We start from the raw sequence: 25,429 nt of genomic DNA, 5'->3' as shown, positions 1-25,429 counted from the left end.
CTGAAAGGCAAAGGACCGCCTAACAAAGGAAGGCAAAACTAATTTTAGATATGGTTGGTGAGCTGACGATGAATGGATGGAAAATGTTATTGGCCCGCTTATCCGGCAGATCTGGCAGCTTCTATAGGAAAAGCTTAATCATGTTCCTGTTTGTTGCCGGAATTCCCGGCATTATTACCGGGGTTCTCGTATATTCGATGGCCGGTGGTAAGCTGGAAAAGGAGCTGCTGAAGCTCCATAACAACCAGATTGAGCAGCGGTCGCAGAACCTGAATAAACAGCTGTCCAATCTCGAAATGATGCTGGCGCATTGGGCGTTCGATACGAGCTTCGATTATTCGCTCGGCGAACGCGACTTCGTGCGTGATTTTGAGAAGACCCGCGATATTACGAATACGCTGCTCGTCATGCAGGGCTCCAATACGATGATTCGTAACGTCAGCCTCTATTTGCGCGGAAGCCAGCCGGTATTGTTTTATCCGGAATATTCCGCTTTACATGATGCAAGTGTCATCAAGCTATACGACCAACTGCTTGACGCAGGAAAAACGACGTATTGGACACAGCTAATGCTGGATCCCGATCAGCCGGGAAAACGGGAATTGACGTTTGTGCATCTCGTTCCCGGTGGCAGCCAAAAACCGATTGGAGCCTTGATCGTCCGCTTGGACAGCGATCAAGTCGCGGAAGCGCTGCAGACCATTACCCCTTATGCCGACGGCGAAAATTTTCTAACGGAGCCGAGCAGTCATCTATTCGTATCCGCCAACGGGAGCTCGATAGATTCGACGTTCGTAAAGGCAGTCAGAAGCGAGGTCGAGTCAAACGTGAATAAGGAAGGCTCGTTTCTTTATGAATGGAACGACAAGACCTATGCGGTCACGTACGGTTATTTCGCACGAATCATGGATAACTGGCTGTACGTGTCGGCTTCGCCGATCACCAATATAACGGCACCGGTCGTTTTTATATCCAAAGTCATTTTGACGGTCAGCTTGAGCGCTCTCTTGCTGGCAATAGGGCTTGCTTGGCTTGCATCGATCCGAATGTACTTACCTGTAAAAAGGCTAATGAAGGATTTGCTGCCAAGCGCCTCCTTATCGGGCGGAGGCCGGGAGGACGAGTTTACGCTAATCGAGCGGCAATGGCAGCATTTAAGCAGGGAGAGTCGGGAGCTGAACGCCAAGTGGCTCGAGCAGCTGCCGCATGTAAAGGAAAGCTTTCTCCATCAGCTCCTTCAGGGCTATTTGTACGCCTATACGGAGGAGGACCTGCGGTCACGGATGGAACGGTATAAATGGCAGGTGTGCGGCAAGCAATTTGTCGTGCTGTACGTACAGCTTACCGGGATCGCCAGCATGGAAGGGAAATTCAAGTTTGGCGACGAGGGACTGGTTACCTTCGCATCCGTCAACATGATCGAAGAGCTGGCGGATTCGTATTTCGAGCAAAGCAGCACGATCAATTTCCATGATCTTGGATCAGGGGTGCTGCTCATCTTGCCGGAAGGGGAGCCATGTACAGAAACGATCAAATCGTTTTGCGAAAAGCTTGCGCAGACGGTTAACCGGTTGCTGAACATGGTGGTGACGGTGGCGATCAGCCGGGCTACCGGCCGTGTAAGCGACATACCGCTCGCATTTGAAGGCGTGAAACACGCAGCCAGCTTCCGCAAATTCGATAACGATAACCAGATTATCGAAATGGAGCAGCTGAATTTCGAGGATTCGTCCGAACCGCAGTATCCCTTTACGCTGGAAAGAGAATTTCTTCAGGCGCTTCGAACCGGACAGGAAGCGGACGCCAACGCCTTGCTCGTTGAATTCCAGAATGCGCTGTCCGTGCAGGAGGCAAAAGCGATAGATGTCCAGCAGGGGATGCTTCATTTGCTGGGTTCCGTCCAGCATGCGATTCTCGTATCCGGTATTCAGCCGAATCGTTTGTTCAAGGGCGCCAACCTGTATGAGCAGCTTTCCCAGATTAAAGAACCTGCCGGCGCCAGGGAATGGTTCCAAGTGAAGGTGATCGCCCCTTTCATGAAGGAGCTGACGACCCGAACGGATGGCCAGGTCAAACGGCTGATTGAGCATGCCATGATCTATATGCAGCAAAACTATATGCACGACATTTCGCTCGACAATTGCGCCGACCACATCGGCACGAACCCGTTTTTCCTGAGCAAATCATTCAAACAGGTCACCGGCAAAAACTTTATCGATTATTTGACCGAGCTGCGTATGGAAAAAGCGAAGGAGCTTCTTCGGGAATCGGAGATGAAAATTAACACGGTTGCCGAACAAGTCGGATATCGGCACAGCTATTTTAATCGGATCTTTAAAAAGCTCGAGGGCATGACTCCTACCCGTTATCGTGAACTTAGCCGGGCAGATTAGGAAGTAAGCTGCGATAAACAGATCGAAAGAAGCAGCCGGCAGCGGTTCATGATGTGACCGCTTCCGGCTTTATTGTGATGCGCAGGGCTGCGAAGCACCAGAAAAACCATAACGTGCAATAAAGTGCAATTCTCGCGAAATCGTGCAATTTAGCCCGGCGGATGCCATCAAGAAAGTGCCATTGCCGGGAAAGCCGCAGCTGTCTACAATGAGGGCGTTGAAAGAACGGAAGCCAAGAAAACGTTTAGGAGATGATGCCATGAACGACACGCGAGTATCACTGCGTTGGTTAAAGGCAGCCGCTGATATTCCGGCCGGGCTGACTTGGGGAATGCCGTGGAAGGAGGGGGAGCTTTCACGGGACGACCGGCTGTCGCTGCACTTGGAGGGCGGGACTGCCCCTGCACTGCAAAGCTGGCCGACTGCATATTGGCCGGACGGCAGCGTCAAATGGACGGCGCATGCCGCCGCATTTCCGACTGGTGCCCCTCATGGGTATACCATCGTGAAGGGAGATTCCAAACATTCACCAACAGCGGGTTCAGTGTCCGTACGTGAAGCAGAGGATGGCTTTACCATCGACACGGGCGTCATTTCCTTTCGGGTACCGAAAACAGGTAGCCAAATGATTGCCGATGTTCTACGAAACGGTGTCAGTATAAGCTCTTATGGCGAGTTGATCGCTATCAAGGAAAGCGTAAGCGAGCTGACCGGGAGCCGAACGATCCGGGAGGAACGTTATCAATCCCAAATCTACGAAGCGAAGGTGGAGCAAGCAGGTCCGGTACGAGCGGTCGTCAAGCTGACGGGCCGCCACCGTGCCGTGAACGGAACTGGTGAATGGCTTCCTTTTTCGCTTCGCCTGTACGCTTACGCGGGTCTGGAGTCGATCCGGATGGTGCATACGTTTTTTTATGACGGCAATCCGAACCAGGATTTCGTGAAGGGACTCGGCATCCGTTTCATCCTGCCGATCCGTGGGCCGCTGTACAACCGCCACGTCCGGTTTGCCGGTGATACCGGTTATTTAAGCGAATCGCCCAAAACGCTTCATTCGCGGCGCACAAAAGGCAGATATTTGGAGCTGTTCAAGCGTCAGCTCAATGGGGAAACACTGACCGACGAAGAAATGGACGACGAGTACTTTATGAATCTGCTGCACGACTCCGCAAGCTGGGACGGCTTTAAGGTGACGCAGTTCTCAGCCGACCATTATCTGATGGCCAAGCGGACCAGGGCAGGCTGCAGCTGGATCAAATCCGGAGAAGGCCGGAGAGCGCGTGGTGTTGCATATGTCGGTGGGCCCGGCGGCGGACTGGCTCTTGCGATGCGCAATTTCTGGCAAAAGCATCCTTCGGGCATGGAGGCGCACGGCCTCACAGAGGACCAGGCGCAGCTGATCGCCTGGTTCTGGTCCCCGGAAGCGCCGGCCATGGACATGCGCCATTACGATACGTTAACGCATGTTGAATCTTCCTACGAAGGCGCGGAAGAGCTGCGGGCAACTCCGTACGGCGTCGGCAATACGAGCGAGCTGACGATTTGGTGCCGGGCGTTTACGCCGTCGCCAGTTGAGCTGGAGGCTTACGCGAGCTATAACGACTCGCCTCCGCAGCTTGTATGCGAGCCGGCTTATTTGCGGAGCCAAGGCGCTTTTGGCATTTGGAGCTTGCCGGACAGGGGAACGCCCGCCAAATCCCGCCTCGAAGAGAAGCTGGACGGGATCATCGCCTTTTACCAAAGGGAGGTGGAGCAGAGGCGCTGGTACGGCTTCTGGGATTACGGCGATTTCATGCACAGCTACGACCCTGCGCGCCATGTCTGGAATTATGACCTCGGCGGCTGTGCTTGGCAAAATACGGAGCTGGTCCCGAACATGTGGCTGTGGCTGATGTTTTTGCGCTCGGGACGCGAAGACATTTTCCGGATGGCGGAGGCGATGACGCGCCATACGAGCGAGGTCGACGTCTATCATTTCGGGGAATACGCCGGGCTCGGTTCGCGGCATAACGTCGTCCATTGGGGCTGCGGCTGCAAGGAGGCACGGATCGGCATGGCCGGACTCCATCGCTACTATTATTATTTAACGGGGGACGAGCGGATCGGGGATATGATGGACGAGGCGAAGGATGCCGACTATACGACCGTCCATATCGATCCGATGCGCGCCTATTTTCCCAAGGACGAGCATAAGACCCATATCCGGGTCGGCCCGGATTGGGCGGCTTTCAGCTCCAACTGGATGACCCGCTGGGAGCGCAAAGAGGATATGTTTTACCGCGATAAACTGCTTACCGGCATTCAATGCATTAAACAGGCGAATTACGGTCTGATCTCCGGTCCGACTTACGGTTATGATCCGAATACCGGCTTGCTGACGTCGATGGGTGACGACAACTGGGGGCGCCATCTGGCGTTATGCATGGGCGCGCCGCAGGTATGGTTCGAGCTGTCCGGCTTGCTGAAGGATAAGCAGTGGGACGACATGATGGCCGATTTCGGTGTTTTCTATAATCTTTCGCAGGAAGAAAAGGATCAAATCACAGGCGGCGCCATCAGCACAAAGCGGTTTGAGCATCCAGTTCTGACGCTGGCCCTCGTCGCTTACGGCGCGTGGTACCGTAAGGACAGGCGTACAGCCGATGTTGCCTGGTCGACGCTGCTGGGACACCCTTTTGCAACCACAGACCTGGAAAAAGATGCCGTTGACGTTACGTACGTCGACAAGCTGAAGGAGATTGACTGGATGAATACGAATGGGGCGTCGCAATGGTCTTTGAACACGATCATCAGCCTGGAACTGATCCCAGATTCTTTACCTGACCATGTAGACTAAGGCCCGCCAGGAAGCTAATGTGTAATGCAGCTCGGTTATCGCTCGTCGCCCATGCGCGGTAACCCAGACATGGGAAGAAAGGAGCGTGAATACGATGACAACAGATCAACCAACCGAAACAGGGGTCGTGCATACTGCTAAAAGCCCGCTGATTCCCGAAAGTTGGCGTGCGATTTATGCAAACCCACTCGCCAAGCCCGAGCATGTCGCGGATTTTCGAATGGAGGGAGAAGGAGCCATCACGTTTCCTTTGGGACGTATGCGGCTCGAAAGCGTCCGCGACGAGGCGGAGGGGCAGCGAGCCAATTTCGTATTGTGGTGCCCGGAGAACTTTCCGGCGGACGCCGCCGTCTCATGGGATTTTTGGCCGGTACGCGAGCCGGGCCTGGCGATTATGTTTTTTAGCGCAAGCGGCACGGAAGGCCGGGATTTGCTCGATTCTTCCATCAAGCCACGGACTGGTGAATACGACCAGTATCATCACGGCGAAATGAACGCTTTCCACGTTTCTTACTTCCGGAGGAAGTGGGCGGAGGAGCGGAAGTTTCATACATGCAATTTGCGTAAAAGCTACGGTTTCCACCTGGTCGCGCAAGGTGCCGACCCGATTCCGGGTGTCATGGACGCAGTCGGACCATACCGGATGCTGATCGTTAAGAGCGGACATCGCATTACGTTTGCCGTTAACAATCTTCCGCTTTTCTCGTGGAAAGACGACGGCGTCACGTACGGGCTTCCAATCGCTGGCGGAAAGCTCGGTTTCCGCCAGATGGCGCCTCTGATTGGAGAATACGCGAATTTAACCGTATATGCCGAAAGTAAATCGTAGTAAACACCGTTAATTCCATAATTACTGTCAAAGCCTCTTCCATCTCAGTAGAGGCTTTGACCAAGGAGGCTTTGCAAATTGAAGTTAACTATTGCTAATGCCGATCTTAAGCAGGTTGTCGGGTGCGTTGCAGACTACACCTTCGGCATGGATCTCACTTGGGACTGGCCTTGCGGCGTCGCCTATTACGGGATCAGCCGTGCCTTTGAAGTGACTGGCGAGCAAGCATATTTGGAACGGATGATAGAGTGGTGCGATGAATATATCGAAGCAGGACTTCCGGGATGGACGGTCAACACATGCTCGATGGGACATATGCTGCTCACCCTTTACGAACAGACGAAGGATCAGAGATACCTCGATATCATCATGAGCAAGGTGGACTATCTGGAGAACAACGCCCTGCGTTTCGGTGACGGTGTGCTCCAGCACACGGTGTCGGCTAAAAACGATTTTCCGGAGCAATGCTGGGCGGACACTCTGTTTATGGCGGGATATTTCCTATTACGCGCAGGCGTGGTGCTTGGGGAGAAGCAGCTTATTGACGATGCACTTCATCAGTTTTATTGGCATATTAATTATTTGCAGGACGAGAATACCAGCCTGTGGTATCACGGATATAACCACCTTAATAAGGATCATATGTCAGGAATGTATTGGGCACGCGCCAACGCTTGGGCGGCCTATACGATGTCACGCGTGGGACATGTGCTGCCGCAAGCTTACCTGTACCCACCATTTATGCATATTTTAAGCTCGCTGCGAGACCAGCTTGCCGCCATCAAAAAGCTGCAGAAGGATGACGGCCTCTGGGGCACCGTGCTCGACTACCCGGAAGCTTATGGCGAGGTGTCAGCCACGGCTGGCATTGCCGCGGCAATGGTGATGCAGAATAATCCGCTTCATGCCAAACATGTAGAGCGGGCGTTAAAGGGCGTGCTGGCTAATATTTCCGAACGAGGACGGGTGCTTAACGTATCCGGTGGAACCGCCGTCATGAACGACATCAGGGGTTATCTCGAAGTGGATAAAAAATGGGCCCAGGGCTGGGGGCAGGGACTTGCGCTTGCCTTACTTTCCGCAGTTATCGAAATGAACAACACGGGAGAACAGGATAACGGATAGATGTTCATATTAAGGAGGGGTGTCGATTTATGAAAACCGTCCATGAGCAGCACAAGTTTGATGCACAGAAGACATCCGAGGTACAGATGGAATTTCTGGACCGGGGGTTGGTTGCAGCAGCGACAACAGAAGGAATTTTTCTCAGCTGGAGATTGCTCGGGAATGAAGTGACCGGTTATAGCGGTAACGGAATGATCGGCACCAATTTCAACCTGTATCGTAGTGGCGACTTTATCGCAGCTGTCCACGACAGCACCAACTATTTGGACCCCAGCGGGACATTAACATCGGTTTATTATGTTTGTGCCGTTGTGGACGGACAGGAAGTCGACCGATGTGGCGATGTCACTCCCTGGGTCGGTCCGTACTATGAATTACCTCTTCGAAAACCGGCGGACGGCGTCACGCCAACTGGCCAAATCTATACATACGCGGCAAATGATATGAGCGTCGGGGATGTAGATGGCGACGGTGAGTACGAGTACTTTGTAAAATGGGATCCGTCCAATGCCAAGGATGTATCGCATTCCGGCTACACCGGTCCGGTATATATCGACTGCTATAAGCTGGACGGTACTCTCCTCTACCGGATTGAGCTTGGTGTGAACATTCGGGCGGGTGCTCACTATACACAATTTCTGGTCTATGATTTTGACGGAGACGGGAAAGCTGAGCTGATGTTCAAGACAGCGCCCGGTACGAAGGTCATAAGGTACGATCAGGAAGGTATAATGTCCTCCGAAACCTATATAACCATGCCTCCGGAGGATGTGGCTGCGGGGTATAGTCATCAGGACGACTATCGAATGTGCAGCGCGGACTACTATAGGCATATTGTCCATATGTTTATGAGCTGGCACTCGCATGAAGAGGTAGTGACCGGTCGTTGGCCCTCTACACTGGAAGAATGCTTCGGAATCGATCATCGTTACAGTTATCCTTTGCTAATGGAGGATGCGGAGCGGCTGGCCGATTATTTTCTTGACGTCTATGCTCCCAGCCGGAGCGGGCGCAACAACTTGCGATCATTCGAGGGCTTTATTCTTGAAGGGCCAGAATATTTAACTGTTTTCCAAGGACAAACAGGCGAAGAATTGGAGACGATCCCCTATAAGCCGGGGCGGCATGATGACGGTCTGATGTGGGGGGATTATGCTTGGAATCGCATCGAGCCCGGAAACCGCGTGGATCGATTCCTGGCAGGAGTTGCCTATTTGGACGGGAAAAAACCGTTTGCGATCTTTGCTCGCGGTTATTATACCCGGGCTGCCGTCGCAGCTTATTCCTGGGACGGAACGCACCTTAAGGAGCACTGGTTCGTTGACAGCGGTTGGGTTTCGATGAATAATCCTTTTCATGATACGCTCCGTCTGGAGGACGGCCGGAATGAGAACTTTGGCAGCCTCGCTAAACAAGGGGCGCATTCCTTAAGCATTGCAGATGTAGACGGAGACGGCTGCCATGAAATTATTTACGGGTCGGCGACCATCGATCATGACGGATCCATTTTATACAGCTCCCGAGGTGTAATGCCACCGCAAAGCAAGGCACCTGGAAAAATCGCCAAGCTGGGTCACGGCGATGCCCTTCATGTAGCGAACGTTGATCCAGACCGGCAGGGATTGGAGATTTTCATGGTGCATGAAAGCGGTGGCTCGGGACCTTACGGATTCACTCTGCGCGACGCGGCCACTGGCGAGGTATTGCACGGCGGTTTCGCCGTCGATGATGTAGGGCGCGGGATGATCGGACAGGTTGATCCGAACCAAAAGGGGCTTCAAATATGGTGCAGCGAGGGTTATGAAAGCGATGAAGCATTCGGCTTGATGACATGTAGAGGAGACCAAATGGCAAAACAGATTCCGGGCACGAACATGAGCATCAAGTGGTCGGCCAACATGACAACACAGGTGATCAACGGAAGTTTCGACGAGCCTGTTACAATCGACGATTGGAAACAAGGCAGGCTGCTTACGGCAGAAGGTGCAGTTTCCAATAACGGAACGAAGGGAAATCCTTGCCTTGTCGCTGATGTTTTCGGAGATTGGAGAGAAGAGCTGCTAGTACGAACAAAGGATAGCTCGGCGATTCGGATCTACCTGAGCACTGAGGTAACCGACCGAAAATTGTATACGTTAATGCATGATGCCCAGTACAGAACCGGTGTCGCATGGCAGAATGTGGTCTATAACCAGCCCTGCTACACAAGCTTTTATTTTGCTTCCGATATCGATTGGGCGAAGGTCCCTACCCCAAATCTATATTTACCTCGTGTATGCATACGTGATCGCAACTGATGTTTCCGCGGGTGGCCATCCATGTTTGTTGACTTTATTAATTGGGGCAAATGATCAGTTTAGTACTGGCCGCTTCTCAGTGAAACCAGGTTATCCGTCAGTTGCGCTCCGCTCATTGACGAAGGGAATTTGCAGTACGTCTGCTGTGGAGTATATACGCTAAGGAGGAAACAGGATGGCGAAAATTTTGATGTGCTTTCCGGAAGGGCGGCACAAAGCGTTAACGATGAGCTACGACGACGGCCGATTCGCCGATCGGCGGCTGGTAGACACGTTTAACCGAAATGGGCTTAAAGGAACTTTTCATATCAATTCCGGACTGGTCGGAACGCATGACAAGGTGGGTGCAGATGAGGTCAAAACGCTCTATACAGGTCACGAGGTGTCGGCACATACGCTGACTCACCCTACGATCGCTCGCTGCCCGAACGAGCAAATCGTGCACGAAATCATGGAAGATCGGCGAAATCTGGAACGTATCGTGGGTTATACGGTGCGTGGGATGTCGTATCCGAACGGCTCTTACAACCACAGAATCAAAGAGATGCTGCCAGGTCTCGGCATGGAGTATGCCAGAGTCGTTGACAGCACTGGACATTTCGGAATGCCGGACGATTTTCTGGAATGGAAGCCGACATGCCACCATAATCGTGACCTGATGAAGCATGCGGAAACCTTCGTCAGCTTGCACAAAAAGCAATATCTGTATCTGATGTACGTATGGGGCCACAGCTACGAGTTCGATAACGACGATAATTGGGAACTTATGGAAGAGTTTGGTGCCTATATTGGGGGCAATCCGGACATTTGGTATTGTACCAACATTGAGCTTGTCGATTACGCCAAGGCATTCGAAAGGTTGAAGTTTGCAGCTGACTTGGATTTTGTTTACAACCCTTCAGCGTTAAACGTCTGGTTGAACGTGGACGGAGAGATCGTCGAAGTGAAAGGCGGCGAGTTAATCAAGTTTTAATACGAAGAGAGGAATGGAGGGAAGTAGGATGAACCAAGGGATGACCAAAGAACCTATACTCATCGGCAAGCTGGATATACGGGGGGCAGGTCCACGCTGTAAAATGCTGCTCGGCGACTTAAACGGAGACGGCCGGATGGAGATGCTGCTCGTGCAGCCCGACAACCGCCAAGACGTGCGTTATATTCCCCATCAGGTGCAGTGCGTCACTGCGTTTGATCTAGAGGGGAATCTGCTCTGGCAAACGGGGAAGCCGGATCCGGGAGCAGGCAGCCAAGGGTCGGACTATCCGGCACAAATTGTCGATATCGACGGAGACGGCCGGTTGGAGGTGCTGTGCGTTATGGATAGCCGGCTCATCGTCATCAACGGGCACGACGGAAGCGTTAGGTCGTCCCATGAGCTTCCGGACCCTGAGGCGCACGACTGCATTATCATTGCGAATTTGACAGGCAACCCGAATGGGCGAGATTTCATTCTTAAGGATCGTTATCATCGCATGTGGGCTATGGACCGGAACTTCAATTTGCTCTGGACGCACGAGGGCAACCCCGGCCATTTCCCTTGGGCATATGATTTGGACGGTGATGGATACGACGAAGTGATGGCCGGTTATACGCTGCTGGACCATGACGGCACGCCGTTATGGAGCTGCCGTGAATTGGATGATCACGCCGATTGCATTTGGATCGGTGATGTGAACGGCGACGGAGAGCCTGAGCTTGTGATCGGAGGGAGCGTAACGGTCATGTATGACCGTTACGGCAAGGAATTATGGCGCTACGAAGGGTCAATCGAGTCACAGCATATAGCGCTCGGGCGCTTCCGAAGCGACTTGCCGGGAATGCAAATTGCCGGGCTGGATCGACTCGTGAGAGAGGACGACGGTAAGGGCTTAATTGGCAAGGACGCCTTGTTCCTGCTTGACAGCAGCGGACAAGAGGTGTGGAAGGAAGACCGAAAGACACCCGGCTGGCTTACGATTATCGAGCCTTTGAGCGGGTGGGCGGTTGGCGCACCAGACTATATTTTGGCATACCGGCGCGGTGGGGGCATCTTCCCAACATTGTATGACGGTCATATGAACGCGGTCGTGGAGTTTCCTTCCGAGGGCTATGCCGTCCATGCTGACCTATGGGGCAGCCATACGGAGCAAGTCATTATATACAGCAGTGAAACCGCGTCCATATATTCGAGCATGCCTGCGGATCTGAGCGAGATCCCTTCGGGTATTCCGCTGTCGCAGCCGAAACGCTTGTCCTGCTCGACATTGTATCCGGGCGGGGAGGTTCCCCCAGCTATCTCATTAAGTTAACGCACAAGGATAGTTTAGTTATAAACGTACTTTCCAAAAAAAGTGTGGTAATCTATTCGAAATACGACACTTTAGAGGGTGATAAACTGTGGGAGAGTCTGTAGCTACGCAAGCAGAACGAATTGCAAGCGATTTTCTTCATGAAGAAATAAAAACATCTTACCAGATCATAGGAAAAGGCATCGTAAATCAGGTTTTCGTAGTTGAAACCAAGAGTCGTAAAGTCGTAGTTCGCATGAACGACTCAGCTGCATTTCCAAGCTATGTGAAAGAAAAATGGTGTATTGAACAAGCTGCCGCGATTGGTATTCCCGGACCTGAGGTGTTGACCATTGGTGTAATTGATGAAACCGCATATATGATTCAAGCTTTCGTTGAGGGAGACAACGGGGTAGATAGTACGGCTCTCAAGATCGATGTTTGGAGGCAGCTTGGCAAATATGCCAAACTTATTCATTCGATCCCAGTGAAGGGATATGGGGAAAATCTAATAGATCCGGTCCATGGTGAGTTTCATTCCCCTTCTCATGCAGGATCGGACGGCAGTTGGCTAGGATATGTACAGTATAATATCAATAGTTTGACGGAGAATGATCGATTGATTGAGCTCGGAGTAATCAATCATACGAAATCGCAGAGAGTGCGAAAACTGTTTGAGAATTTGAAGAAAGAAAGGTTCCGTTTCGGTTTAAACCATGGAGACTTTTCATTGAAGAATACGATTATCAATCAGTCGGGACAAGTCATATTATTGGATTGGGGCAATGCAGAAGTAAGAACGGTACCGCATGGGGATATGATTTGGCTGATGCGGTGCCAAATGCTAGACGGAAATCCGAATACGGAAGAATTCAAAGCATTTCAAGACGGGTACGGCATAAGTGCAGAAAACCTAGCTGATATGAGACATTTGCAGCTATTAAGCGCGTTCGATAACCTTCGATGGGCCATTGATCGAAATCCGGATCTGATCGAATCCTATGCTGCGTTTGCAAAAAAAGTTGTTGATATGATGATGGACTAGCAGAGATTGAACGATGCTTATGTATCTCAGTTAAACAAGGTGAAGAAAATGATTGGATTAACGGGAAGCGTTAGTTTAACATATCGGAGCAGTTTGCCGGATGGTACAGGACTGCAAGACCAGATGATTCACCTTGAAATAAAGGAAGTGGATATCAATCAGAAACCTCGCCCCTAGTTTGGTGTGGTTTTTTTTTGCCTGGGGATGGTGGTATAGCCGCGTATCCGCGCCTTCTATTGAATACAGAAGCCAATAACTCTGGCAATGAAAAACGAAAATCAATAAACTTCAAAAAGGGGGTTGACAGCAAACGGATGATTGGATATATTTGTTACATACCAACCGAATGTATGAAAGGAGCTGCGGGCGAATGGCAAGAAATAAATATCCGGAAGAAACCATCAACCAAATTCTAACCGTGGCGCTTAATCTGTTCATGCAAAAAGGATACGAGCAGACCTCCATTCAGGATATCATCAATGAACTGGGCGGGCTGACAAAAGGCGCGATTTATCACCACTTCAAGTCAAAGGAAGAGATTTGGCAGGCCGTCATCGATCACGCGTTCAAAGGCGTTGACGAGATGCTCTCCGGCATCCGGGATGACAATGGGCTGAACGGCCTGGAGAAGCTACGGAAGATTTCCCAACTCTCTCTCGACAATGCTGCTCACAACGAACTGGCATCGGTGGCGCCGAACCTCTTGCGCAATCCGAAGCTGCTGGCGGCCCAGATCGAGAACATCCTCGAAAAAGCCGTACCCGTCTATATCCAGCCCATCATCGAACAGGGAATGCGAGATGGCTCGATTCGAACCGACTACCCAAGGGAGCTTAGCGAAGTCCTGGTGATTCTCACCAATATTTGGCTAAACCCGGAGGTCATTGAGGCTTCGCCCGAGATGATGCTTCATAAGGTAAGATTTTTCGATGAAATATTGAAAGGCCTGGGGCTTGATCTGTTCGATGAGCAAATGTATCAACGATACGAGGAATTGTTTCGAGTGTCAGCGAGAGATGTCAGCAAAGAAAACTAAACTGCCGAGAGGCAGCTTATTTTTACACCTATTCATACCAACGGTTGGTATGAATAGGTGATCCGGATTCAAAGTAATGGTGTTAGAAAACTAATTATAAGGGAGACGTGAATATTTATGAATCAAACCAAAACCTCTAACTCGCAGGAACGGCAAGTAGTGACAAACTTTAACGCAAGCAATCTGACGAAAAGCGACTTTGCAGGCGTTACGGCCCATAATGGACAGTTTAAAAGCAGCTCGCTCTCCGGTTCCGACTTTTCGGGCGCTGATTTGACCGGAAGTTCGTTTAAGAGCAGCGACGTACACGGTACCCATTTTGACGGCACGAATCTGACGGACTGCAACCTGTCCACCCTTGACCTGGCCCATGCAAGCTTCAATAAAACGGTCCTTGTGCGCACCAACTTCAGTAAGTCGAGGTTGGCCGGCGCAAAATTCTTGGGCGCCAAACTGACCGACGTCAATCTGACGATGACCGATCTTAGAAACACCGTCTTTGAAAATTGTATGTTCGACGGGGTAGATTTCACAAATAGCGATCTGACTGGGCTGGTGTTTGACAGCCAAACCTTCATCGGCGTCAAGTTTGACAAAGCAGGGTTGAACGGCGTTTCGTTCAAGGGCGCGGTAATCAAGAATTCGTCTTTCCAAGGACCTTTGTTGTCCAAGAAGTATTACCGTGCCATCAAAACCATCTGCTTTGACGGCGCAACGATGGATAAGCTGACCTATGCGGCGCTTAAAGGCCTGGAGGCCGATTTGTCCAAGGTTACGGTTATTTAAGACAAATGGAAAACGCAAAGCCGGGCGAAAGTGTAGTTTAAAACAATGGGATTTACAAAAAAATTAAAGTGAGGGATATCAAATGAATAAGATTGCAATGGGACATAGCAACAAAGGATTCACTGAAAAAGGGTTGCGCAAAATGCACGACGTGCTGGCAAGGCATGTCGATTCCGGAAAGATTCCTGGGCTTGTCGCACTAGTCAGCCGGAATGGTGAGACGCACGTCGAAGCGATTGGCACGATGCGCCATGACGGTGGCGCTCCTATGAGTCGGGACACGATCTTCCGGATGGCATCCACTACCAAGATGGTTGGGGCCGCGCCGGTGATGGTCCTGCTCGACGAGTGCAAGCTGCATCTGGATGACCCGGTAGATAAGTGGCTGCCCGAGCTCGCCAACCGGCAGGTGCTGAAGCGACCCGACGGCCCGCTGGACGAAACCGTGCCGGCACGGCGGCCGATCACCGTGCGGGATCTGTTGACCTCTACGTTCGGACTCGGAGTGGATATGACGTTAATGGGCTCCCCAATCCAAAACGCGATCTTCGAGAATGGTTTATTTGACACGCCAGGGCAGGAGATGCCGGAGCCGGATGAGTGGATGCGCCGCCTGGGTACGCTCCCGCTATGCTACCAGCCCGGAGAGCGGTGGCAGTACCACATGAGCAACGAAGTGCTCGGCGTACTCGTTGCCAGGGTCACGGGTCAGACATTCGAGACGTTCCTGCGCGAACGCATCTTTGAACCGCTGGGGATGAAGGATACCGGCTTCTACGTGCCCGAAGGCAAGATTGACCGGCTGCCGCCCGCCTACGTCCCTGATCCGCAGACCGGAGAGTTCATCGTGTGGGATGAGGCTGCAGGCGGACGCTACAGTAAGCCGCCAGCGTTCCAAGCAGGCGGCGGTGGGTTGCTGTCAACCGTAGACGACTATCATGCGTATTTACAGATGCTGCTAAACCAAGGGCTGCACGGGACCGAACGAATCCTGTCCCGGCCTGCTGTCCAGCTGATGACCACGAACCGCCTTACGCCCGAGCAGCAAGCATTCCGAGACGACTTGGCCAAAAACAATGTCCATTTGTCGCATGGCCAAGGGCAGCACGGCGGTTGGGGTTTCGGAATGGCGGTACGCACCTACCGCGGCGACTATGCTTCCATCGGCCAATTTGGCTGGGACGGCGGAAGCGGCACCTCGGCGTACGCCGACCCGGACAAACAGCTTACCGGAATCCTGCTCACTCAAGTCGGAATGTCCACCCCGGATTCGGCGCATCTTATCCACGACTTCTGGACTATGGTCTATCAGGCAATCGAAGACTGACTAGTACGTCTGCCATCAACCCACGACATCTAACGCTCAGCCGCCCTGGTGGCCGAACCGTCGATGTTTCCACCATTTCACAAAAATAAACTCGCTTAAAAGCCGCGAAGCTGCGGCTTTTTGTGCTTTAACGATAATTGTTCTTGTTAAATCCCCATATATACTTAGTCGAAAATGATAAGAAGATATATGGTTAACCATAGACCTTTGGTACAATCGTTACAACAACAGACAAAAGCAGGGAGGAAGGCGGTAGAGAGGAATGACTGAGCTAGAATGGCCGGTAGTTCATAACGTCGGCGACATTATTATCCAGGCCGGTTTCATACTCGGTCCGAGAACCATTAACGATTACGAACTGGTTTACTTCCCCGACGGTTCTGGAACAGTCTATGAGATAGGCGGTCAAGCCTTTCTATTAGATGAGCCTTGTTTCATCTTCACTCGTCCAGGAGAACAGCATTCATATCGTTTCTGCTCGGAGAAAAATGTGCGGCATATGTTCGTCCACTTTGACTACGCAGCCCTTCAGGAAGAGAATGAAAGGTTCGAACCTCTTTTTAGCCAGGGCAATCGGTTTCTCTCCAACCAGCATACGCTTGTTGCTGGTATGATGCAGAAGATGCTTTGGATTGCGAATCACCAATCTTCTTATTGGCGGAGACGGCTGGCTGTGCTTGTTGCCGCTTCGCTTGAAGAATTGTCGTCTCATTCTGGATATACAGATGAAGGGAGCGTACTCTCCTTGCCAGTCCCGATTCAACGGGCACTGGAATTCATGGAGGAGCATCTGGCGGAGCCCATAACCATCGAAGAAATCGCGGCACGATCCGGATGGTCGCATGAGCATTTCACCCGCGTGTTCGTTGTGTCCCTGGGTATGACTCCGAAACGAATGCTGCTGGAAAGACGGCTGCGCCGCGCAGAGTTTTTGATGATGAGGGGAGCAGGTTCGGTCAAACAAATTGCCTTTTCGGTTGGTTTTGGGGATGAACACCATTTCTCCAAAATGTATAAACGGATTCGGGGGATTACGGCCTCTGATTATCTTAAACGCTGCAATGATCCATTATTTCGTCATACGGCCGACCTTTTGGATTCGCGCACGCCATACCCGGTTAATCGATATATCTTAGTCAAACCCTAGATCAAATAAACACAACGTTTTCCGGTTTCAGGCCATTGAGAGCACGATTCCAGCGCGGGTACAATGAATGTGCAGACATTCTTAATGACGGAGGGATTCAAATAATGGGTACATTTTATGTCCCGAAATCACGCGCAAGGGACAATCGTTATTTGGTTAGTGTGAAGGAGTATACGAACTATCACAAGGAAGGCTATCTGATTGTTAGAGGCTTGTTGTCAAAAGATGATATCGCCGAACTGTTTGAGCTGGCGGAGGATTCTAGGCTCAACCGTCTTCAGCCGTACAAGACGGCGGATGCTGACAGCACGGACCCGCTCAAGGAAGAATTCGCGAAGGCGACACGGATTCATATGCTTTCCCGGGTGAAAGCGGCGGCTGAGCGAGGTATGCTCCATCCACGTATTCTCGATGTGACTGAAGCACTGATCGGCCCTGACGTCTATGCTCTTCAGTCCATGCTCTTCCTGAACCCGCCCGGGAAGGGAGGACAGGGCTGGCACCAGGATTCCTGTTATATCAAGACGCACCCCGACACACTGATTGGAGCGTGGATTGCACTGGAGGAAGTGGATGAAGAGAATGGCTGCTTATGGGTCGTTCCGGGTTCGAACCACGAACCTGTGTATCCGCCTGATGGAATCGGTGGAGGGAACGTTCATGCAGTGGATGCGTTTGAGGATTTAAACAGCGTCCAGAACGTCAGCCATACAGACGATAATGTGAATACGCTTTCAAAGGTAGTCGCCGGCTATCCGTCGCCAATTCCTGTTATTTTGAGCCCGGGAGACGTGCTGTTTTTCCATTCACATCTGTTCCACCGTTCTTTTCCTAATCGAACTTCGGACCGTTACCGCCGATCTTATGTGTGTCATTACTGCAACGCCCGGTCATGGGTTCCTTGGGATCCTGACGGATTCGAAGGAAACTCGGGTAATTACCGTCAAATTCTGGCGCGCGGAAGCACGCATCTGCCATATGCCGAGCCTGTATTCGGTACCGAGGTGTTTCTGTCTGATGAGGAAGCAGAATCGAATAGCGTGACCATGATGGGAATGGACAATGGCATGATGATGCCGATGGGGATGACGAAGGACGATTAAATCTAGGGAGGATTATGATGGAGCTGCAATTATTTCATGCTTTTTGGGGCATGGAGGGGACATTAAGAGAGAAATTCGAGCGAGCTTATATGAACGGCTATCAAGGTATTGAAACAGGGCTTCCGAATGATGCTGACAAGAATGAATTTATGGAGCTGCTGCAAGAGTTCAAGCTGTTATATATCCCTCAGATATTCACTTATGGAAATCATAAGGAGGTTTATCACGAGCAATTGGAAAGTGCATTGGAGTTTTCGCCGATCTTCGTAAACTCCCATACCGGTAAAGATTACTTTTCTGAGGAAGAACAAGATTCACTTTTTGAGTTCGCTTTGAGCATGGAAAAGAAGCTGGGCGTTGACGTGGCGCATGAAACCCATAGAGGACGCGCCATGTTCACTCCTCGTGCAACCGTGAAGCTGCTGAAAAAATTCCCGGAATTGAAAATCACGGCGGATTTCAGCCACTTTACCTGTGTCTGCGAATCATTGCTGCATGATCAAGAAGAGGATATGGCCTTTATGATTAGGCGTACCCTGCATACTCATGGAAGAGTGGGATATGTTAACGGTCCTCAGGTTCCTCATCCGGCAGCACCTGAATATGGGGAGGAACTGGCAAGATTCGAAGGCTGGTGGGAACAGATTTGGGCGCATTGCAGCCAAGCAGGCAAGCCGTACTTCACGGTAACCCCTGAGTTCGGTCCGGTCAGCTACATGCCTCGCATTCCATTTACAGGAGAACCTGTGGCCGATTTGTTTGAGACCAATCACTGGATCGCGGACCGCTTTAGGCAGAAATACAGCTAGACCAAGGGATTATGCAGTCAGAGAACTTTGAGACTTTAATGGGCAGTGCGTGAACGGGGATCAGGTTAAAAATAGCCGCCAGGTTTAGACTGGCGGCTATTTTGTGTGTCATTTGACATTTTTGCTTGGGGTGCGGCATTATCCCATGCATTTGCTAACGATTATGGAGCGATCACGGATGTAAAGCTTTATGTGAAGCGAATAATATATCACTGATATGTATTTCTTGATATAGGAACGCAGAATTGCGATTTAACATAGAATTTACGAGAATTTTACATATATATCATTGAATATGTCAGTGACATAACTTAACGTCAAATTAGATCCCTTGCGGATACGAGTCGACTCAATGATTTGAGGGATAATTTGATGAAAGATGTACGTTTGATTAAACAGAATCAATTATATCACCGGGTGGCTGATCAGGTGATCGAGATCATTAAGAGCCGCAGGCTGCGGCCCCATGATCCGGTTCCATCCGAAGGAGAGCTTGCCAAGCTGTTCGGCGTGAGCCGAATGACAAGCAAGCTGGCGCTTCAAAAGCTGGCCGAACAGGGATTGGTGTACCGCCTGCCCCGAAGAGGGACCTTCCTTGCCCAGCCTCAAGAAGGATTGATGGTCGATTCAGGGATTTCTACCCAGGGCACCGTGGCGGCGCCGGACGTGGAGAGGCCGTTCGGACAGATCGCGCTCATCTTGCCCCATTTGTCCGATTACACTTCCAGGATTATCGCCGCCGCCGAGGCTGAAGTGCGAAAGCACGGGTGCGACCTCATTCTGAAAATGACGAAGGATTGCGACGATGAGGATCTCTGTCTGGAGAGGTTGGCCGAAGGAGGAATTACCGGTATCATTCTGTTTCCCCAGGGGCGGAAGACCTGCAGCGATCAAGTATTGCGATTAAAGCTTCGCAAACTGCCGCTGGTGATCATCGACCGTATTTTTCATGAAGTGGAGATCGATTGCGTGTATCACGACCACTATATGGGCTCTTATCAAATGACCAAGTATTTGATCGAGAAGGGGCACCGGGAAGTCGGATACACTTCGAACGCGATCGATCATATCACAAGCAGGAAGGAGCGGTACCAAGGCTATATCCAAGCGCTGCTCGACCATAAAATTCCGGTCAAGTACCAGAACATTCATTTTCGAAGCGTCGCTTGCGATACCAGACGCATTAATGAGCTCGATCCGGAGCAGGAGCGGTTTATTCAGGACAACCCCCGGATGACGGCCATCATGTGCGGGGATGACCATGTCGCCATCTCGACCATTCATACCGCACTGCAGATGGATATTCCGGTTCCTGAAAAGCTGTCCATCGTCGGCTTCTCCGATATCCAGTTAGCGGCATATATTCCAACCCCGCTTACGACGGTTCGACAAGATACCGAGAAGCTTGCCCGATCGGCCGTTGATTTGCTGATGAAACGCGTTGGCAACTCCAACGAGAATCCAATCACCATTAAAATTCAAACATCGATTGTAGAACGACAATCCGTTCTGTCCAGGACCTAAAATGGATCACTACAGTTTGCATGGCAAGGAGAAATGACTTTGAAAATTCACTTTCTAGGAACCGCAGCCGCAGAGGGCTTTCCCAATGCATTTTGCCGCTGCGAGCATTGTACCAAGGCACGGGAGCTTGGTGGAAAAAATATCCGTACACGAACTTCGGCCATCATGGACGATGTAATCAAATTTGACTATTCCCCGGATTCCTATATGCAGGCGCTGCGGGACAATATCGATCTGGGGGCAATCGAGCACCTGCTCGTCACGCATTCGCATTCGGACCATTTCAATGCTGCGGATCTGGAATGCCGCAGGGAAGGGATTGCGCACGGCCTCCAGCATCCGATGCACATCTATGGGAATGGTACCGTGATGCATCACACGCGTGCCGCCATCGGCCGCTTTGAAGGTCAAAGGTATCAATTCCATCTGTTGCGCCCGTATGAGACCTTTGCTATGGGCGATGCAAGGGTAACGCCATTGCTGGCCGATCATGACCGGATGGAAACCTGTCTATTATACGTGATCGAAAAGGAAGGGAAAAAACTGCTGTACGGGCATGATTCGGGCTGGTTCCCGGATGCGACTTGGGCATGGTTAAAGGGCAAAAACCTGGATTGCGCCATCCTCGACTGCACGCATGGATATACAGGGAATGCCCGCGACCGCAATCATATGTGCGTGGAAACGGTGCTGGAAGTCCAGCGCGAGTTCCAAAAAGAAAATATCCTGAAGCCTGAAGGCCAAATCGTCGTCACACATTTCAGCCATAATTCCAAGCTGCTACATGAGGATTTTGTCCGTATCTTCAGCCCCGCCGGAATTGTACCGGCATATGACGGGTTGATCATCAACATTTAAACCAAACAAAATGACACGATCAAAGGAGAGTTAAGGGAATCATGAGAAAACTTTCAATGGCACTACTTCTCATTATGTGTGTGATTGTTTCGGCTTGCGGAGGCGGCAGCAATGCCGGCAATGCAAACGGTGGCACTTCGGAGTCCGGAGCGCCGGCCGGAACACCGGCTTCAACGGAATCGTCGTCTACGGAATCAGACCAGAATGAAAAGCTGATCGTGTACACGAACGCGAACTCTGACGGCCGCGGCGAATGGCTGATCGAGAAAGCGAAAGGTGCGGGCTTTGACATCGAAATTGTCGGAGCGGGCGGCGCCGACTTGACGAACCGCTTGATTGCCGAGAAGAACAACCCGATCGCGGACGTCGTATACGGCTTGAATAATATGCTTTATGAGAATTTGAAAAAGGAAGACGCTCTGGCTAAGTTTGTTCCAAGCTGGGCCGCTGTTGTTGAGCAGGGTTTAAATGATCCGGAAGGCTACTATCATGGTCTTGTGAAGCAAGCGATTCTCCTTGGTTATAACCCGAACGAATTCACGGCCGATACCGCGCCAAAAGACTGGACGGATCTTTATAAGAACGATGCGTATAAAGGGAAGTACGAAGCTCCTACGCTGCTTGGACAAAATACGCCTCGCCTTATTGTAGCGGGGATTCTGACCCGCTTCCAAGATCCGAATGGTGATCTCGGCATATCCGAGGAAGGCTGGAATGAAATTCAGCAATTGTATGACAACGGCGTCAGCGCAGTCGAGGGAGAAGATTTCTATGCCAATTTGGCCAGCGGTAAAACGCCGCTAGGAGCGCTCGTCTCCGGAACCCTGCAGCAGAAGGAAGAGCAATATAACGTGAAAGCAGGCATTGTCAGTCCGGAAATCGGCGTACCTATGGTCGTGGAACATGCGGCAATCGTGAACGGAACGAAGAAGCAGGCAACGGCGGAGCGGTTCGTGGAATGGCTCGGATCCAGCGAAGTTCAAGGGGGATTTGCGGCTGAGTTCAATGCCATGCCGGCAAATACGAAAGCGGTTGAGCAAGCCAATGAGTCCGTCAAGGAACTGTTTACTTCGTTAAAACCACAAGATTTCGATTGGGCTTTTATTGCTGAAAACATGGATCTGTGGGCGGAGAAAATCGAGTTGGAGATTATGCATTAAGTAACGGAATGGAGTCAAGCCGGCTGCATGTTGGGGATGCCAATATGCAGCCGTTCATTCAAGTACAACAAAAAGGAAGAGAATAATATGATTACATTCCAGAACGTTGATATTAAATTCGGTGAATTTCATGCGGTCAAAAACCTTAATTTGCATATTCAGGAGGGGGAATTCTTCACGTTCCTTGGTCCTTCGGGTTGCGGGAAGACGACGACCCTTCGCAGTCTGGTCGGGTTTATTATGCCTACGAGCGGACAGATCCTGCTGAAAGACGCCGACATTACCCGTTTGCCGATCGAAAAAAGAGAGATCGGGATGGTATTTCAAAGCTATGCGCTCTTTCCAACGATGAATGTGTACGAGAATATCGCTTTTGGCTTGCGAGTCAAGAAATTACCCAAGGCGGAATTGGATCAGAAGGTTCGGGACATTGCCCGGAAGGTTGATTTGAAAGATGATCAGCTGTTCAAGAAGGTATCGGAACTATCCGGCGGCCAGCAGCAGCGCGTTGCGATTGCCAGGGCGCTGGTTTTGAAGCCGAGCATCTTGGTACTGGACGAACCTTTATCCAACTTGGACGCCAAGCTGCGGGTACAGCTGCGCAATGAGCTGAAACAATTGCAGAAAAAATTCGGGATCACAACGATATATGTCACGCACGACCAGGAAGAAGCGTTAACGCTGTCCGACCGGATCGGAGTATTCAATCATGGAGTCCTGGAGCAAGTGGGCACGCCCATGGAAGTTTACAATCAATCCCAAACGGAGTTTGTGTGCAATTTCATCGGAGATATTAACCGGATCGATCCGCGGATGGTAGAGAACAGCCGGTTGAATGATGTTGTTCAGCCGGGGAATATCGCCTATATCCGCAACGAGAAGGTAAGTCTGCAGCCCCTGCAGGGTATCGATACGGTCCAATTGAAAGGCAAGATCGCGGACCGGGAATTTTACGGTTTATACAGCAAGTACGTATTGGAGATTGCCGGCGGCGGACGGTTAAAGACCATCGAAATAGAAAGCAGGCTCGTCCATCATGAGGTCGGCGACGATGTAGACATCTACCTCCCGACCCGCGATATTTTGCAATATCCGATGAGGGAGGGCGAAGCATGAATGCCCGGAACCTGAGCACCCGGCTGGCTTCCATAAACCCTGTCTCGATCCTTTTATACGGGTTGATTGTCTGGTTTGTCATTGCCTTTCTGATTTATCCGAACTTGAATATTTACGGCGAAATTTTCATGAAGGACGGCAAATTTACGCTGGAAGCGGCAGAGAAGCTGCTGTCGTCCGAACGCGCGATGCGAAGTTTATATAACAGCTTTATTCTCGCTTTTTCCCTTGTTATTACGGTAAATGTGGTGGGGATTACGCTGGTTTTGATTTCGGAATATTTCGATATCAATGGCGCGAAGATTTTGCGATTGGGTTATTTTACGACCCTGATTTACAGCGGAGTCGTGCTGGTGTCCGGCTATAAATTCGTCTATGGCGAAGAGGGGTTTATGACCAAGCTCCTGGTTCAATTATTCCCTTCTTTTAATACGACATGGTTTCACGGCTACTGGGCGGTTCTATTCGTCATGACGTTCGCCTGCACGTCCAACCACTTCCTGTTCCTGAGCAATGCGATTCGCAAAATCGACTTTCAAACGGTGGAGGCCGCGAGAAATATGGGGGCGTCTACTTGGTATATCTTTCGGCGGGTCGTGCTCCCGGTCCTGAAACCTACGATCTATGCGCTGACGATTCTGACTTTTCTCACCGGCCTGGCTGCCACGTCCGCGCCGCTTATCCTCGGAGGCAAGGAATTCCAGACGATTACGCCGATGATTCTGACGTTCTCGAGAAGCATGACGTCAAGAGATTTGGCTGCGCTGCTGGCCCTTATTCTCGGAGTGGCCACATTGGTGTTGTTGACCGTGATGATCCGGTTCGAACGTAAAGGCAACTTCATGTCGGTCTCCAAAGTCAAATCGGAGCTGGTCAAACAAAAAATCCGCAGCAAATCCGGGAATTTAGCCGCTCATATTCTGGCTTACGGCCTGTTTGTTCTCTACATCATTCCGGTTGTGCTGATCATCATCTTTTCGTTCACCGATGCGGCCAGTATCTCTACCGCCACGTTGAATTTGAACAGCTTTACGTTGGATAATTACATTCAAGTATTTTCATCCATGTCGGCATTCAAGCCTTATCTCGTAAGTATTCTATATGCCGCAGCTGCCTCGGTCATTGTTGTCGCATTGGCGCTGGTTGCGTCAAGGATATTGCATAAATATAAGAACAAGTGGGCGCTTGCCCTGGAATACGCATTGCTGATTCCGTGGATTCTGCCGTCAACGCTGATTGCGATCGGACTGATCGTAACCTTTAACACGCCGAAGCTGATGATCGGGAATACGGTGTTGGTTGGCACGGTCTGGATGCTTCTGATTGCGTATGTCATCATCCATATTCCTTTTACCCTGCGAATGGTCAAGGCCTCCTTCTTCAGCTTGGACAGCAATTTGGAAGACGCTGCAAGGAATTTGGGTGCCAAACCGTTTTATACGTTCAGAAAAGTATTGCTGCCGATCATTCTGCCATCGACGCTAGCTGTTCTTGCCTTGAATTTCAACGGAATTTTGGCCGATTATGACGTAACCGTGTTCCTCTATCATCCTTTGTATCAGCCGTTAGGAATCGTCATCAAGAACAGCACGGATGCTCAGGCGCTAGCAGATACCAAAGCGTTGACATTGGTTTATTCGGTGATATTGATGATCATGTCATCCGTTACTTTATATTTCGTATATGGAAGAAACAGCAGATCTTGAGTTGCCGGGTTAACATGCCACATAGGGACATGCCCGGCTTGCATTACCAAAAATAAACAAGGATC

At 50.9% G+C, this 25,429-nt stretch carries 19 protein-coding genes; all 19 read left to right on the top strand.

All coding sequences use genetic code 11. The features are described from left to right. Window positions 1-68 precede the first annotated feature (68 nt). The 19 genes from MKY82_RS17625 to MKY82_RS17535 all read left to right on the top strand — a co-directional run bounded on the left by MKY82_RS17625 (window position 69) and on the right by MKY82_RS17535 (window position 25,364). Complete coding sequence (locus MKY82_RS17625) at window positions 69-2,393, top strand: helix-turn-helix domain-containing protein (protein WP_339293978.1); 2,325 nt, start codon at window positions 69-71, stop codon at window positions 2,391-2,393. Between the two features lie 259 nt (window positions 2,394-2,652). After that, on the top strand, window positions 2,653-5,229 hold the full coding sequence (locus MKY82_RS17620) for a hypothetical protein (RefSeq protein WP_339293977.1): 2,577 nt from the start codon (window positions 2,653-2,655) through the stop codon (window positions 5,227-5,229). A gap of 94 nt (window positions 5,230-5,323) precedes the next feature. Continuing rightward, window positions 5,324-6,058 carry a DUF1961 family protein gene (locus MKY82_RS17615; RefSeq protein ID WP_339293976.1) on the top strand — a complete coding sequence of 245 codons (735 nt, stop codon included), beginning with the start codon at window positions 5,324-5,326 and terminating at the stop codon, window positions 6,056-6,058. Window positions 6,059-6,148: 90 nt separating this feature from the next. Next, window positions 6,149-7,183 (top strand): glycoside hydrolase family 88 protein, encoded by a 1,035-nt coding sequence (locus MKY82_RS17610; protein WP_339296688.1) that lies wholly within the window; start codon window positions 6,149-6,151, stop codon window positions 7,181-7,183. Window positions 7,184-7,212: 29 nt separating this feature from the next. Continuing rightward, on the top strand, window positions 7,213-9,480 hold the full coding sequence (locus MKY82_RS17605; RefSeq protein WP_339293975.1) for a rhamnogalacturonan lyase: 2,268 nt from the start codon (window positions 7,213-7,215) through the stop codon (window positions 9,478-9,480). A gap of 175 nt (window positions 9,481-9,655) precedes the next feature. Beyond that, complete coding sequence (locus tag MKY82_RS17600; RefSeq protein WP_194542933.1) at window positions 9,656-10,453, top strand: polysaccharide deacetylase family protein; 798 nt, start codon at window positions 9,656-9,658, stop codon at window positions 10,451-10,453. Window positions 10,454-10,481: 28 nt separating this feature from the next. After that, on the top strand, window positions 10,482-11,768 hold the full coding sequence (locus MKY82_RS17595; RefSeq protein WP_339293974.1) for an FG-GAP-like repeat-containing protein: 1,287 nt from the start codon (window positions 10,482-10,484) through the stop codon (window positions 11,766-11,768). A gap of 88 nt (window positions 11,769-11,856) precedes the next feature. Continuing rightward, window positions 11,857-12,792 (top strand): aminoglycoside phosphotransferase family protein, encoded by a 936-nt coding sequence (locus MKY82_RS17590; protein WP_339293973.1) that lies wholly within the window; start codon window positions 11,857-11,859, stop codon window positions 12,790-12,792. A gap of 370 nt (window positions 12,793-13,162) precedes the next feature. Beyond that, window positions 13,163-13,828 carry a TetR/AcrR family transcriptional regulator gene (locus tag MKY82_RS17585; RefSeq protein WP_220685084.1) on the top strand — a complete coding sequence of 222 codons (666 nt, stop codon included), beginning with the start codon at window positions 13,163-13,165 and terminating at the stop codon, window positions 13,826-13,828. A gap of 117 nt (window positions 13,829-13,945) precedes the next feature. Continuing rightward, complete coding sequence (locus tag MKY82_RS17580) at window positions 13,946-14,614, top strand: pentapeptide repeat-containing protein (protein WP_339293972.1); 669 nt, start codon at window positions 13,946-13,948, stop codon at window positions 14,612-14,614. 97 nt (window positions 14,615-14,711) lie between these two features. Further along, window positions 14,712-15,941 (top strand): serine hydrolase domain-containing protein, encoded by a 1,230-nt coding sequence (locus tag MKY82_RS17575; protein WP_339296687.1) that lies wholly within the window; start codon window positions 14,712-14,714, stop codon window positions 15,939-15,941. Between the two features lie 262 nt (window positions 15,942-16,203). Beyond that, the gene (locus MKY82_RS17570; RefSeq protein ID WP_339293971.1) at window positions 16,204-17,088 is read left to right on the top strand and encodes an AraC family transcriptional regulator; all 885 of its coding nucleotides are present in this window, start codon (window positions 16,204-16,206) and stop codon (window positions 17,086-17,088) included. A 104-nt stretch (window positions 17,089-17,192) separates the two neighbouring features. Further along, on the top strand, window positions 17,193-18,191 hold the full coding sequence (locus MKY82_RS17565; protein ID WP_339293970.1) for a phytanoyl-CoA dioxygenase family protein: 999 nt from the start codon (window positions 17,193-17,195) through the stop codon (window positions 18,189-18,191). 14 nt (window positions 18,192-18,205) lie between these two features. Beyond that, window positions 18,206-19,000, top strand: a complete 795-nt coding sequence (locus MKY82_RS17560; protein ID WP_339293969.1) for a sugar phosphate isomerase/epimerase — start codon at window positions 18,206-18,208, stop codon at window positions 18,998-19,000. A gap of 372 nt (window positions 19,001-19,372) precedes the next feature. After that, on the top strand, window positions 19,373-20,524 hold the full coding sequence (locus MKY82_RS17555; protein ID WP_194542925.1) for a GntR family transcriptional regulator: 1,152 nt from the start codon (window positions 19,373-19,375) through the stop codon (window positions 20,522-20,524). A gap of 39 nt (window positions 20,525-20,563) precedes the next feature. Further along, window positions 20,564-21,382 (top strand): MBL fold metallo-hydrolase, encoded by an 819-nt coding sequence (locus tag MKY82_RS17550; RefSeq protein ID WP_339293968.1) that lies wholly within the window; start codon window positions 20,564-20,566, stop codon window positions 21,380-21,382. Between the two features lie 41 nt (window positions 21,383-21,423). Further along, window positions 21,424-22,542, top strand: a complete 1,119-nt coding sequence (locus MKY82_RS17545) for an extracellular solute-binding protein (RefSeq protein ID WP_339293967.1) — start codon at window positions 21,424-21,426, stop codon at window positions 22,540-22,542. A gap of 87 nt (window positions 22,543-22,629) precedes the next feature. Further along, a complete protein-coding gene (locus MKY82_RS17540; RefSeq protein WP_339293966.1) occupies window positions 22,630-23,658 on the top strand; it encodes an ABC transporter ATP-binding protein in 1,029 nt (342 codons plus the stop codon). After that, on the top strand, window positions 23,655-25,364 hold the full coding sequence (locus MKY82_RS17535) for an iron ABC transporter permease (protein WP_339293965.1): 1,710 nt from the start codon (window positions 23,655-23,657) through the stop codon (window positions 25,362-25,364). Before MKY82_RS17540 ends, MKY82_RS17535 begins: the two co-directional genes overlap by 4 nt. The last annotated feature ends 65 nt before the right edge of the window (window positions 25,365-25,429 follow it).

Source organism: Paenibacillus sp. FSL W7-1279, from assembly GCF_037969845.1.
GTDB lineage: Bacteria > Bacillota > Bacilli > Paenibacillales > Paenibacillaceae > Paenibacillus_AQ.
The sequence above is the reverse complement of the archived record's forward strand: the minus strand, read 5'-3'. Positions and strand labels throughout refer to the sequence as shown.